Raw genomic sequence first — 12,655 nt, 5'->3', positions numbered from 1 at the left:
CCTCCTCTTTTTCTAATTGGTTAAATAGCTCATAAACATTGTTGCCATACCAAAATAAATCAAAATACTGATAATATCATTAATTGTTGTAATAAACGGTCCTGAAGCAACAGCAGGATCAATATTAAACTTGTGCATGATAAGAGGGATAATTGCCCCAGCTATTGTTGCTACAATCAAGGTTCCAAGAATGGAAATGCCGACTAGCATACCAAGAAAGAAATCACCCTTCCATACATACACAACCATTGTAACAAGTATTCCACAGATTGTTCCCGTAATGAAACCAGTCCCTGCTTCTCTTACAATTAATTTCAAACTACTTTCTTTTCCTATATCTCCTGTGGCGATTCCTCGAACAGCTACAGCTAGAGCTTGCGTTCCTGTGTTCCCAGCCATACCAGCTATTAATGGAATAAACACAGCGAGAATGGCAACTTGATCTAACGTTTCTTCAAACCGGCCAATAAGGCTTGCTGTAAACATACCGAGAAATAATAAAATGATTAGCCACGGGAGTCTTTTTTTTGCAGCAGAAAATGGATGCTGATCAACAAAATCCATGCTAGATACAGCAGCAAACTTTGAATAATCCTCAGATGCTTCCTCTTGTATAACATCAACAATGTCATCAATGGTAATTATCCCAAGTAATCGTTTTTGAAAATCAACAACTGGAAGTGCTAAAAAATCATAGTCCTGCATTTTTTTAGCTACCTCTTCCTGATCCTCACTTACCGAGACCGAATAAATACGATCGTTCATAATTTCTTTTATTAGAGTTTGATTATCACTAATGATTAGACTTCGTAAAGATACAACACCGACTAATTGTTTTTCTTCATTTACAACATAAATATAGTAAATCGTCTCTGCGTTTGGAGCCTCTCTTTTCAAAATTTCCATTGCCGTTTCTACTGTTTGTTCTGCCGATAAACTAATATAGTCTACAGTCATAATACTTCCTGCAGTTGATTCTTCATAATGCATCAGTGCTTTAATCCTTGCTGCAGTAGGTTGTTTCATTATGGCCAAATAACTTTCTACTTGCTCTTTATCTAAAACATTTAAAATATCGACAGCATCATCAATAGACATATTTGCCAAAGTCTCTGCTACATAATTAGGCAGAAGCTTGGAAAATATCGCTTGATACTCCCAGTTATCCATTTCTAAATTCGCAAACATTTCGGCAATTTCACTTGGAGCTAAATATTCAAACACTTGAGCTCTTTCTTCTATCTCCATTTCCTTAAAAAAGGAAGCTTGATCATAAGGATGTAAATCAAGGAAATTTTTTCGAAACTCCTGTAAGTTTTCATTTTGTAAAGAATGGAGAATGACACCACGCTGTGCTTCATTTGTTAATATTTTTTCTGACATTCGCTTTTCCTCCTCTCTTTTTGGAAAATAAATATGTTTTTTATAGTAACAAAAGATAGACAATTTGTCTTTTATTTTTATACATACATGTCATCACTTTATCTTTCCCCAAAACCAGAAACAATTAACAAAAATGCTAGGTACAGCAATGGGGTATAGTATAAAAAGAACAGGAAGGGGGATTTTATGAAACTGGATATCATCGGAGATATTCATGGATGCTATGAGGAGTTCAAGCAATTAACAGAAAAATTAGGATACACTTGGGAACAAGGTTATCCACAGCATCCTCAAGGAAGAAAGCTAGCGTTTGTAGGAGATCTAACAGATCGTGGTCCTTCTTCCTTATCCGTAATAGAAACCATTTATCTATTAGTGAAAAATAATTTAGCCTATTATGTGCCAGGTAACCATTGTGATAAGCTATATCGCTTTTTCTTAGGCAGAAATGTAAAAATCGCCCATGGGTTAGAAACAACAGTAGCGGAATGGGAGCAATTAAATAAAAAAGAACAACAAAGAATAAAGGGAATGTTTAAAGACCTATACGAAAATGCACCGTTATACCACATCCTTGATAATCAAAAGCTCGTTATCGCCCATGCAGGCATTCGCGAGGATTATATTGGCCAATATCATAATAAAGTAAAAACTTTTGTGCTTTATGGTGATATTTCTGGAGAAGTACATGCAGACGGTTCACCAGTAAGAAGAGATTGGGCTAAATATTATAAAGGCAATGCGACTATTGTTTATGGTCATACTCCGGTAAGAGAAGTAAGAGAAATTCAACGTACCTATAACATTGATACTGGTGTTGTCTTCGGAGGAAAATTAACAGCCCTCCAATATCCAGAGTTGACGATTAAATCTGTACCGTCGAGTCTGCCATTTATTGCAGAAAAATTTCGCACTTTTGAAAATCAACCAGTAGTCGTCAAACAAAGCCCATGAATACATCAAAGTCTAATAAAAAGGCTGTTTTCGTAAAGTATGTTGCGATTACCCGCAGCCGGAATACACTTCGCTTTCCCTGGGGGTCTCAGACTGTCTCGCTAATCCCCGTGGCGTCTTCGTGTATTCCGGCTGCTCCATTTTTCCAACTAATTCTTTTTTTCGATTAAAAAACAACAATCCTTTAGAAAACAGCCAATAAAAAAGAGTTAAAGATCTTTTAAGTGATCCTTAACTCTTTTTCATGCCTTGCTCTATCCTTTTCATATCATCGGGAAGAGCAACGGTAAATGTCAACGATTGTTTTGTTACAGGGTGGGTAAACTGGAGAAAAAAACAATGCAGAGCTTGACGATTAATCCTGTCTCTTTTCCCTCCGTATAAGTCATCTCCTAGAAGCGGATGCCCTTTATAAGCAAGATGAACTCGGATTTGATGTGTTCTTCCTGTCTCTAGTGATAATTCTACGAGTGAGAAATGCTTACCTTGTGACAATACTCGATAATGAGTAATGGCAGTTTGCCCATCTGCTCTTACTTCTCTTTTAATAATGCTATCTGAGCATCTGCCAATTGGCTCATTAATCGTATCATTTAATGGCGAAATTTCCCCTTCTGCAAAAGCGAGATATTTTCTTTTTACATCGCCGCCTTTTTGCTGTTCGCTAAGTAAATGATGGATGTGGCGATGCTTAGCAATAAGAACTAATCCAGATGTATCTCGATCTAATCGTGTAACAATATGGGTTGTTGATTCAATTCCATGTTTCAAATAGTAACCAACTAAAGCGTTAGCCAAGCTGCCAGTAGGATGCTCTCTTGAAGGAATAGTATTCATCCCATATTCCTTTTGTACAATTAATAAATACTCATCCTCAAAAATAATGTTTAACGGAAGTTGTTCAGGACTTAATCCACTGCTAGGTAGCTCAGGTGGAAAAAGAACTACTAATCGATCGCCACTTTTCAAAGTATAGCGCACATTTTCTTCGCTCTCATTTACAAGAATCTTCCCACCTTTAAACTTTATATCTGTTAAGGCAGCCTTGGAGATACTTTGCTTCTTTAAAAAATCTTTAATGGTAATGCCTGTTTCATGCTGCATAACCCACTCTAACGTAAAGCTCAAACTATCGCTCCTGTCTATTGCTTATTCCGAAATGAAAGAATCATGTACTCGTTTCCAGAACGGAAATGGACGAAACCTTGCAAACCTTACTTTTTCTTCTGCTACTCGATATTGAATCGAATGTACTTTTTTATGTAATAGATTCAAATGATCAATCGAAATTTGAAAATTAGGTTCATTAACTGGTTTAAGTACACAAGTATGATGTTTCGGCAATATTAATGGCGATCCTACTGTTCGAAAAACTCGATTATTAATAGATGCCATTTCCGCAAGCTGTATCGCTTCAATGGAAGGATGTACAATTGCTCCACCTAATGCCTTGTTATAAGCTGTACTTCCTGAAGGGGTCGATACACAAAGTCCATCCCCTCTAAATCGCTCGAAATGTTTTCCGCTCATTTCCACATCCATTACAAATGTCCCTTCGATACTTTTGACCGTTGATTCATTTAAAGCTAAGTATCTCGTTTCCTTCTCTTCATTCTGGTAACGTACAATCACTTCTAAAATAGGATATTCAATAATGTTATATGGCGTTTTTGCGATGGCAATCACTAGTTTTTCCAATTCAGCAGGCGTCCAGTCTGCATAAAACCCTAAATGACCTGTATGCATCCCCACAAATGCCGTCTTGTCTAAACGATTGCTATAACGATGAAAAGCGTAGAGAAGGGTTCCATCTCCACCTACAGAGATAACAATATCTGGCTCTTCTTCATCATATTCAAGTTCAAAATCAAGTAAATATTGTTTAATTATTTGGACTAAGTTTTCTGATTTCGAATCACCCTTTGAGGTAACGGCAAATTTCATAAGTTTGGTAGCTCCTCTTCTCAGTTTAGAAATGCAGAATATAAAATGAGTTTCTTTTGAATTACTAAGAAAACACTAATTATTCTTGTCATTTTCTTTTTTACGATTAAAGAAAGCTTGTGCATCTTGAATTTCTCCCCGGATTAAAGACATTTCTTTATCCAAACGAAAGGCACCTTCGGCAGCTCCCTGTAACCTCATTTTAATATCTTCTGGAAATTGCCCTTTATATTTATAATTCAATGAGTGCTCAATCGTCGCCCAAAAATTCATTGCAAGCGTACGAATTTGAATTTCGACTAGGAGTTTCTTTTCCCCATTGATGGTTTGTACAGGATAGACAATTACCACATGATAGGATCGATAGCCGCTTTCTTTTCTATGTAATATGTAATCTCGCTCTTCAACAATTTCGAAATCATTTCTTTGTCTTAATAGTTCAACTACTCTTATAATATCGTCAACAAATGGACACATCATACGGAGTCCTGCAATATCCTGCATTTCCGTTTCAAGTTTGTCTAAAGGAATCCCCTTTTCATTTGCCTTATCCAATATACTTGCAATCGGTTTTACTCGCCCTGTTACAAATTCTATTGGAGAATGGTCATCTTCATGATCAAATTGACGTCTCATTCCTTTTAGTTTAACCTTTAGTTCCTCCACTGCTAACTTGTAGGGAGCCAAAAATTGATCCCATTGTTTCATATATAACACCTCATTTCCAAGGTTCTTTTCAGACGAGGTATTTCTTTTATAGAAGATTTGTTAATTATTTCTTATTCTTATCTAACAGGAGGAATGCCAACATTCTAAACTGCAATTATACTAATTCCTGTTTAAAAAAAATCTAACAAATCATTGTAGAAAAATGGATGAAACTGCTTTTTCCATATCCTCTCCATAATTTCCATTTCCTCGAATATTTTCAATTAAATATTCTATTTCCTCTTTAAAGCTTTCTAGCAATATTTCCCCATTTGCATCTTTTACAAAAAAGGCATCATTTGAATCTACTGCTTCTTTACAGTCCTTCCATACCTTTTCCGGAATTTCCAGATAAACATATTCGTTTTCTTTTTCAAGTAAATATATAAACGCAAGAGAATCAGAATCAACAAGGATTTGACCACATGCTTTCGTACTTTCTAGAATTGCATTCTCTTGCAATTGAAATACCAGTTCATTTTCCCTTTTTATTGTCTCTTTAATCTTCCATTTTTGCTTCATAATTCACCCTCCAACTATGCATATTTTACCACAATCAAAAGAATTATCATAGAAAAGCGGAAGAGCCTGATTAGCGGTGTACAAACTGGAAGGATATCGACTGAGATAAAGGAAACACGATGAGCAACAGCGAATCGATGTTGACTTATCGTAGGGAGGTAGCCTGAAGTTTGCTAACCGCTAGGCGCTGTAGCTAGACATATAGAAAAGCGGAAGAGCCTGGGTAGCGGTGTACAAACTGGAAGGATATCGACTGAGATAAAGGAAACACGATGAGCAACAGCGAATCGATGTTGACTTATCGTAGGGAGGTAGCCTGAAGTTTGCTAACCGCTAGGCGCTGTAGCTAGACATATAGAAAAGCGGAAGAGCCTGGGTAGCGGTGTACAAACTGGAAGGATATCGACTGAGATAAAGGAAACACGATGAGCAACAGCGAATCGATGTTGACTTATCGTAGGGAGGTAGCCTGAAGTTTGCTAACCGCTAGGCGCTGTAGCTAGACATATAGAAAAGCGGAAGAGCCTGGGTAGCGGTTTATATAACAAAAAATGAATGTAATAAGACCCTAAAAGAAAATCGTCAATAAAATAGCATGTTTGGCAATCACACTTTATAATAATAGACAAGTCATTTTGGAAAGGATTTATTTATGTCTCATAATCAAAACATTGAAATAGAATTTAAAAATATGTTAACAAAAGAAGAATACGCATTGCTCCTAACTCATTTTCACATTCAAAAAGAAGAACTATTTGAGCACGAAAATCATTATTTTGATACAAGTGATTTTGCTTTAAAGAAGAATCATTCTGCTCTAAGGATTCGCAAAAAAAAGGAAGATTATGAATTAACTTTAAAGCAGCCACATCGCGACGGACTTCTTGAAACAAATAAAATTCTTTCAAAGGAGGAAAGCGACGCTATTTTCGCAACTGGGAAAATAAATGATGAACAAATCTCTGGTCTTTTATTAAATATGAACATTAACCCAGCCTCCATATTATATTTTGGTAGCTTACGAACAATTAGAGCAGAAAAACAAATTGGAAATGGTTTACTAGTTTTAGATCATAGTTTTTATTTAAAAAAGGAAGATTATGAGTTAGAATATGAAGTAAGCAATCGGGAAAAAGGAGAAATATATTTTACAGAGTTATTATCTACCCTAAAAATTCCCGTTAGAAAAACGAAAAACAAAGTCCGTAGATTTTATGAAGAAAAATATAAACAGAAATAACCTTAATTTATTTAATCAAAGTCACTAGTGTTGCATAAATGTTGTTAGAATATTCAGTTTAAATATGTCCCCTGTTAAGAGCCAAAAAAGTAAATACCCAACTAAAGGTGGATCCATCCATTTGGAAATTTTTTACAATTAGACTTAAGAGACGACGACAATTTGTTTATTAAGGAATGGTTTTTCCTTCAATCTTTCGAAGCCAAATATGTGCTGGTTTCCACAAAGCTGCCCGTAAATATCGGCTAATTTGTAGGGTTTTTCGTTTACTTTTTGTCTCGATTTGTGCGAGAACATGCAGGCAAAAAACAATAAGTGCGATAAACACTTGATTCTGAATTGCCCATTCGCTTTGGCCGTAAAACTTTTTGATATGGAGATGTTGTTTAATCCATTTGAAAAATAACTCAATCGCCCAGCGTGATTTATACATCTTTGAGATTTCTTCAGCACTTAAATCAAAACGATTTGTGATTAAATGAAGCTCATTTCCTTTTGAATCAATCACTTTTAGAAGACGAAAGTAATTTTCGGCACGGTTTTGCGTCGTACCAATCAACACCATTTGATCCGACAAAACAGATGTATTCTCGGGTAGTTTAAAATCGTAAACCTCCCGTATGACTGCGTTTTTTCGCAGCCTAGAAAGGAAAAAGTAGCCGTCATCTGTCATCCGATCAAAGCGTTCGTAGTCTAAGTAACCACGGTCAAACACATACATACATTCCTTGTCATCAACCATTACTTCAAGCTGACCGCGGTCATGTTCTTTGGCCGTTGTCATAATGGCCTTTTCGGGATAGGATATACCTTTTTCCATAAACACAAGGCGTAAGTGCAATTTAACACCCGCTTTTGTTTTGCGGAATTTTGCCCATTTATGATTAGTCAAATTGAGAGGCAATGTGCTTGAATCAATGATTTTTAATGGCATCACAAGTTTCGTGTTGTGCGTTTTGGCATGAATTTGTGAAACTAAATCAAGGAAAAGCTTTTGGAATAAGTCTGGATTCATGCCATTTAAACGGCGTGAGAGTTGGGAAATACTGATAGAATCAAGATCAATGCCCTTTTGCAGTTGATCATCGAAAAGACAATCGCTCAGCGCATGCAGACTTTCGACTTCTTCTAGCTGCGCAAAAAGTAATAATTTTAGAAATGACTCTGTCGTTAGTTTTTTCGTATAGAAATCTAATTTCAACGTTTTCACGTTTTCTTCAAATAATTGAAGATTTATTGGTGAAAACCATTGTCCAAATGAAGTTTTTCGTGTAATCTTGTCCATGCGATAGTCCTTTTTAGTGGATTTGGACGGGTTACCACCTAACTTATCCATTATAAAGGACTTTTTCTTTGCATAAAATGATAAAATTGAACATTTCAAGTATTTTTAATAGTTAAATTAAATTAACGCAACACTAGTGAATCAAAGTACAAATTAAATCACTTAAAAACAGATTAATCTTTTACACCCTGATATGTAGCAATAAAGATTTTCACACTCTTTATTGCTTCTATTTTGTTAGCTACAAAAGCGTTTTACATTTTGTTATTTTAAGAAGTTGCTAATAGACGGAGGAAAGCAATGAAAATTGATCAATTTAAAGTAATGCTTGAACTCCAAGCTTTACAAGGTTTAAATTCAACAAACACTACCAGTAATGCATCTACTCTCTTCCAAGATTTTCTCAGTAATATGTTGACATCTGAAACAAATTTAACAAATTCAATCGAAAACAATACATTAGGAGCATCTTCCACACCTTTAGGATTAGCGAATAATGTTTCCCTTCTGCCACTAAGTTTAACTAAGCTGAATGCTTCATCGTCATCCACCACAGATTTCGATGAAATGATTAGAACAGCAGCGGAAAAATATAATTTGCCTGAAAAACTAATAAGCTCTGTAATCAAAGTAGAATCCAATTTCAATCCAAATGCAACTAGCTATGCTGGTGCATCCGGTTTAATGCAACTAATGCCAAGTACAGCAAAATCATTAGGAGTACAAAATGTATTCAATCCATTGGAGAACATTATGGGCGGAAGTAAGTATCTAAAACAAATGTTAGAAAAATACAGTGGAAATGTCGAACTTGCTTTAGCTGCATATAATGCAGGACCAGGTAATGTAGATAAGTATGGGGGTATTCCGCCTTTTAAGGAAACACAGAATTACGTCACTAAAGTGACACAGCATTATATGGCATAATTTTCATCTCGATCTATTTACAAGCTATTTATTTGTACAATGAAATGTCGATTGTTACAATATAATTAAAGTAACGATATAAAAGAACAATAAAGGAGTTTTAAATATGGTCGAGAACATGTCGACACCTTATGAACGAATTGGTGAAGCCACATTAAATAAACTTGTAGATTTATTCTACAATCATGTTGGTCAACATCCTGACCTAGCTCCTATCTTCCCAGAAGATTTAACAGAAACAGCTCGTAAACAAAAACAATTTCTTACACAATTTTTAGGTGGTCCAACTCTTTATTCTAATGAACACGGTCATCCAATGCTAAGAGCGAGACATTTACCTTTCCCAATAACAGAAAAACGTGCACTAGCTTGGTTAGCTTGTATGGATCAAGCTATGGAAGAAGTAGAATTAGATAGCAAACTACGAGAAGAGATTTTTTCAAGACTCGTGCTGACAGCAAAACATATGATTAATTCGGAGGAAATCGAAACTAAAAAAGGTGATAACACGTGATGGAAAAAGACTTTTCTGTATCCAAGCCGAAAACAGCTGATGACAATTGCCAAGAAAGCAAACCACTCGAAATATATATGTTTATCGACCCACTCTGTCCTGAATGCTGGGCGCTTGAGCCTATTATGAAAAAATTGCAGATTGAATATGGACGATATTTCTCCCTTAAACATGTATTAAGCGGTAGATTATCTGCCTTAAATTGTAGTAAGAAAAGTAAGTATGCGAATATCGCTGAATTTTGGGAAAAAACCGCTAGTCGTTCAGGGATGTCATGTGATGGATCTTTATGGTTTGATAATCCAATCATTTCTCCTCATTTGCCTTCCATTGCACTTAAAGCAGCAGAATTGCAAGGACGGAAATCTGGTATGAAGTTCTTACGAAAATTACAAGAGCTATTATTTTTGGAGAAAAAAAATATTGCTACATTTGAAGTTCTTAAATCGTGTGCTAAAAGTGTGGGAATTGATGTAATAGAATTTATAGCTGATATTCATTCAAACAGTGCAGCTAAGGCATTTCAGTGCGATTTAAAAATCACCAGAGAAATGGAAGTAAATGAAATTCCCACACTCGTCTTCTTTAATGAAAATATCGAAGAAGAAGGAATTAAAGTGACAGGTTATTATCCATATGAGGTATACGTACAAATTATCGAGGAAATGCTGCAAATCCAACCAGAAAAAGCAGCTCCACCACCGCTTGAAAACTTTTTAGAATGTTTTAAGTTTGTCGCTTCAAAGGAATTATCTGTTGTTTATAATAAATCGATTCAAGAAATTGAAAAAGAAATGAAGAAGTTACAATTACGACAATTAGTAGAGCAAATACCAGCTAAATACGGGGTATTTTGGAAATATATTGGTTAAAAATGGGGGATGTGGCTATCTATTAAGATGCCATGTCTATTTTTTTATATAGTGTATTTTAATTATAGGAATGTCAATTTGAATAAAAATAAAAAAGGACTTGCTGTCTCAAGGCAAGGCCTTTTTTATTTTTACGAACAAAGGGGATGGGAGAAATTTTTCACGGTCAAACAAAGGGGTATAAGTTTGTTTGTGATTAACTTCACAACTAAATAGTATCATAGATCGATAATTTTCTGCAATACACCTGGTACTTTGTTCACAAAAATGTCAAAATTAAAAGATAAAAAGAAGAACCAAATGAAAAAACGAGCAAAAGAGCTGCCTCTCTTACTCGTTTTTCCATTCTAAAGACTATTGAAGCTCATTCAATAAGCTTTCCATTTCATTTAATTTCTCTTCAAAAACCTTACATGCTTCTTCAATTGGTGTTTTGCTTGCCATATCTACTCCAGCTTTTTTCAGTACTTCAATTGGATAATCAGAACTACCAGCCTTTAAGAAATCGATGTATCGTTCTACTGCTGGGTTTCCTTCCTCTAAAATTTGTTTACTTAAAGCAGTTGCAGCACTATAGCCTGTCGCATATTGATATACGTAGAAATTATAATAAAAATGTGGAATTCGAGACCATTCCAAACCAATTTCTTCATCTATAATGATATCTTCTTCTCCAAAATACTTCTGATTTAATGCATAGTATTCTTTTGTCAATAAGTCTGCCGTTAAAGGCTCGTTATTACTTGCTTTTTCATGAATTAATTGCTCAAATTCAGCAAACATTGTTTGGCGGAATACAGTTCCTCTGAATCCTTCTAAGAAATAATTGAGCAAGTATAGACGTTTTTGTTTATCCGTAATGGTTTTAAGCAAGTAATCATTTAATAGTGATTCATTACAAGTTGAGGCTACCTCTGCAACAAAAATTGAATAGTTTCCATAAGGATATGGCTGGGATTTTCTTGTATAGTAGCTATGCACAGAATGACCAAACTCATGGGCTAATGTAAATAGATTGTTTACATTGTCCTGCCAGTTCATTAGAATATATGGATTTGTACCATATGCTCCTGAAGAATAGGCACCACTTCTTTTCCCTTTATTCTCATGGACATCCACCCAGCGGTTTTCAAATCCTTCTTTTAAAATAGAAGCATACTCTTCTCCGAGAGGAGCCAATCCTTTAATGACTAAGTCTTTTGCTTCTTCATAAGGTATTTCCATTTTCACATCTTTTACCAATGGAGTATATAGATCATACATATGGAGCTTATCTACACCTAAAACCTTTTTACGCAGCTTCACATAGCGATGCAATAATGGTAAATTTTTATTAATCGTTTCCACAAGGTTTTCATATACTTGTTCTGGAATATTGTTACCAGCAAGTGCCGCATGTCTTGGTGAATCATAATTTCTAATTTTTGCGTTAAAGGTATGATTTTTTATTTCTCCACTTAATGTTGAAGCAAACGTATTTTTAAATTTACCATACGTATCATAAACTGCTTTAAAGGCATCACGACGTACACGTTGATCCGCACTCTCCAAAAAGCGTGTGTATCTACCATGTGTAACCTCTACTTCTTCTCCATTTTCGTCTTTAATGCTTGGGAATTCCAAGTCAGCATTATTTAACATTCCGAACGTGTTGCTAGATGAATCCAATACCTCTGAAGCTTGGGCAAGTAACGCTTCCTGTTCTGCATTTAAAACATGTGGACGTTGTAGATTAATCTCTTCTATCGCCTTCTTATAAAGCTTCAGTTCTTCCTTTTCTTCTAAAAAAGTATTTATGACTTTTTCATCAATCGATAATAACTCAGGAACGATATAAGCAAGTGCACTTGCAGCATGTGCATATAAGCTTTTAATACGACCTTCTACTCCTTGATAAAAGCTATTTGTTGTATCCTGGTCGTAGCGCATATGTGCATATGTATATAATATCCCAAGCCTTGATAGTAGCTCATCTTGATATTGTAAAGCTTCATAAAGTACATCAGCACTATCAGCAAGCTTGCCCTGATATTCGGTAGCCTTTTGTGATAAATTCTTTACTTCTTCAAATTCTTTGTCCCATTCTTCATCACTTGCGAAGATATCCTCTAATCTCCAAGTATCTTCTGCTGGAACCTCATTACGTAGTGGTAATTTCTTAACACCTGTTTCTGTTGACATGCTTCATCCTCCACTCTATTATTTCGCCATACGAATATAAACCTTACTACATATTCTCTGTTTGCCGACTAACTCCTTCTTATTCTAACAAATTTTCGCTCTATTTCCGATTTTAACGCATGAAC

The 12,655-nt window shown here is 35.4% G+C and carries 12 protein-coding genes; 5 read left to right on the top strand and 7 right to left on the bottom strand.

All coding sequences use genetic code 11. From position 1 onward, the window contains the following. Positions 1-12: 12 nt before the first annotated feature. A complete protein-coding gene (gene mgtE, locus NKG37_RS13660; protein ID WP_016204333.1) occupies positions 13-1,383 on the bottom strand; it encodes a magnesium transporter in 1,371 nt (456 codons plus the stop codon). Positions 1,384-1,569: 186 nt separating this feature from the next. On the opposite strand from mgtE, the gene prpE reads away from it, so the two are divergent. Further along, the gene (gene prpE / locus NKG37_RS13655; protein WP_169188135.1) at positions 1,570-2,337 is read left to right on the top strand and encodes a bis(5'-nucleosyl)-tetraphosphatase PrpE; all 768 of its coding nucleotides are present in this window, start codon (positions 1,570-1,572) and stop codon (positions 2,335-2,337) included. A gap of 231 nt (positions 2,338-2,568) precedes the next feature. Here prpE and NKG37_RS13650 read toward each other — a convergent pair whose 3' ends face one another. The 4 genes from NKG37_RS13650 to NKG37_RS13635 form a co-directional block, all read right to left on the bottom strand. Further along, positions 2,569-3,465: an RluA family pseudouridine synthase gene (locus NKG37_RS13650; RefSeq protein ID WP_016204331.1), complete on the bottom strand. Its 897-nt coding sequence runs from the start codon at positions 3,463-3,465 to the stop codon at positions 2,569-2,571. 21 nt (positions 3,466-3,486) lie between these two features. Further along, a complete protein-coding gene (locus tag NKG37_RS13645) occupies positions 3,487-4,281 on the bottom strand; it encodes an NAD kinase (RefSeq protein ID WP_016204330.1) in 795 nt (264 codons plus the stop codon). A 75-nt stretch (positions 4,282-4,356) separates the two neighbouring features. After that, positions 4,357-4,989: a GTP diphosphokinase gene (locus tag NKG37_RS13640; protein ID WP_169188134.1), complete on the bottom strand. Its 633-nt coding sequence runs from the start codon at positions 4,987-4,989 to the stop codon at positions 4,357-4,359. A gap of 150 nt (positions 4,990-5,139) precedes the next feature. Further along, entirely contained in the window at positions 5,140-5,511 is a 372-nt protein-coding gene (locus tag NKG37_RS13635) for a UPF0738 family protein (RefSeq protein WP_016204328.1), read from the bottom strand. Between the two features lie 652 nt (positions 5,512-6,163). Between NKG37_RS13635 and NKG37_RS13630 the strand changes: the two genes are divergently transcribed. Next, on the top strand, positions 6,164-6,751 hold the full coding sequence (locus NKG37_RS13630; protein ID WP_169188133.1) for a CYTH domain-containing protein: 588 nt from the start codon (positions 6,164-6,166) through the stop codon (positions 6,749-6,751). A gap of 169 nt (positions 6,752-6,920) precedes the next feature. Here the strand turns inward: NKG37_RS13630 and NKG37_RS13625 are convergent, their stop codons facing one another. Beyond that, on the bottom strand, positions 6,921-8,036 hold the full coding sequence (locus NKG37_RS13625; protein WP_100525938.1) for an IS4 family transposase: 1,116 nt from the start codon (positions 8,034-8,036) through the stop codon (positions 6,921-6,923). A 300-nt stretch (positions 8,037-8,336) separates the two neighbouring features. Here NKG37_RS13625 and NKG37_RS13620 point away from each other — a divergent pair, with 300 nt between their 5' ends. The 3 genes from NKG37_RS13620 to NKG37_RS13610 all read left to right on the top strand — a co-directional run bounded on the left by NKG37_RS13620 (position 8,337) and on the right by NKG37_RS13610 (position 10,349). Further along, the gene (locus tag NKG37_RS13620; protein WP_169188132.1) at positions 8,337-8,963 is read left to right on the top strand and encodes a lytic transglycosylase domain-containing protein; all 627 of its coding nucleotides are present in this window, start codon (positions 8,337-8,339) and stop codon (positions 8,961-8,963) included. 106 nt (positions 8,964-9,069) lie between these two features. Beyond that, positions 9,070-9,477 (top strand): globin domain-containing protein, encoded by a 408-nt coding sequence (locus NKG37_RS13615; RefSeq protein WP_016204325.1) that lies wholly within the window; start codon positions 9,070-9,072, stop codon positions 9,475-9,477. Then, positions 9,477-10,349 carry a ClpXP adapter SpxH family protein gene (locus NKG37_RS13610; RefSeq protein ID WP_016204324.1) on the top strand — a complete coding sequence of 291 codons (873 nt, stop codon included), beginning with the start codon at positions 9,477-9,479 and terminating at the stop codon, positions 10,347-10,349. The genes NKG37_RS13615 and NKG37_RS13610 overlap by 1 nt, the downstream gene beginning before the upstream one ends. A 354-nt stretch (positions 10,350-10,703) precedes the next feature. Here the strand turns inward: NKG37_RS13610 and pepF are convergent, their stop codons facing one another. After that, the gene (gene pepF, locus NKG37_RS13605; RefSeq protein ID WP_169188131.1) at positions 10,704-12,530 is read right to left on the bottom strand and encodes an oligoendopeptidase F; all 1,827 of its coding nucleotides are present in this window, start codon (positions 12,528-12,530) and stop codon (positions 10,704-10,706) included. Between the last annotated feature and the right edge of the window lie 125 nt (positions 12,531-12,655).

Source organism: Niallia sp. RD1 (assembly GCF_024219955.1).
Classification (GTDB): Bacteria; Bacillota; Bacilli; order Bacillales; family Cytobacillaceae; genus Niallia; species Niallia alba.
The sequence above is the reverse complement of the archived record's forward strand: the minus strand, read 5'-3'. Positions and strand labels throughout refer to the sequence as shown.

Excerpts from the sequence above, each read along its gene's own strand:
- NKG37_RS13640 (WP_169188134.1), bottom strand. The coding sequence starts at position 4,989 with ATGAAACAATGGGATCAATTTTTGGCTCCCTACAAGTTAGCAGTGGAG.
- pepF (WP_169188131.1), bottom strand. The coding sequence starts at position 12,530 with ATGTCAACAGAAACAGGTGTTAAGAAATTACCACTACGTAATGAGGTT.
- NKG37_RS13645 (WP_016204330.1), bottom strand. The coding sequence starts at position 4,281 with ATGAAATTTGCCGTTACCTCAAAGGGTGATTCGAAATCAGAAAACTTA.
- NKG37_RS13620 (WP_169188132.1), top strand. The coding sequence starts at position 8,337 with ATGAAAATTGATCAATTTAAAGTAATGCTTGAACTCCAAGCTTTACAA.
- mgtE (WP_016204333.1), bottom strand. The coding sequence starts at position 1,383 with ATGTCAGAAAAAATATTAACAAATGAAGCACAGCGTGGTGTCATTCTC.
- NKG37_RS13635 (WP_016204328.1), bottom strand. The coding sequence starts at position 5,511 with ATGAAGCAAAAATGGAAGATTAAAGAGACAATAAAAAGGGAAAATGAA.
- NKG37_RS13615 (WP_016204325.1), top strand. The coding sequence starts at position 9,070 with ATGGTCGAGAACATGTCGACACCTTATGAACGAATTGGTGAAGCCACA.
- prpE (WP_169188135.1), top strand. The coding sequence starts at position 1,570 with ATGAAACTGGATATCATCGGAGATATTCATGGATGCTATGAGGAGTTC.
- NKG37_RS13610 (WP_016204324.1), top strand. The coding sequence starts at position 9,477 with ATGGAAAAAGACTTTTCTGTATCCAAGCCGAAAACAGCTGATGACAAT.
- NKG37_RS13630 (WP_169188133.1), top strand. The coding sequence starts at position 6,164 with ATGTCTCATAATCAAAACATTGAAATAGAATTTAAAAATATGTTAACA.
- NKG37_RS13625 (WP_100525938.1), bottom strand. The coding sequence starts at position 8,036 with ATGGACAAGATTACACGAAAAACTTCATTTGGACAATGGTTTTCACCA.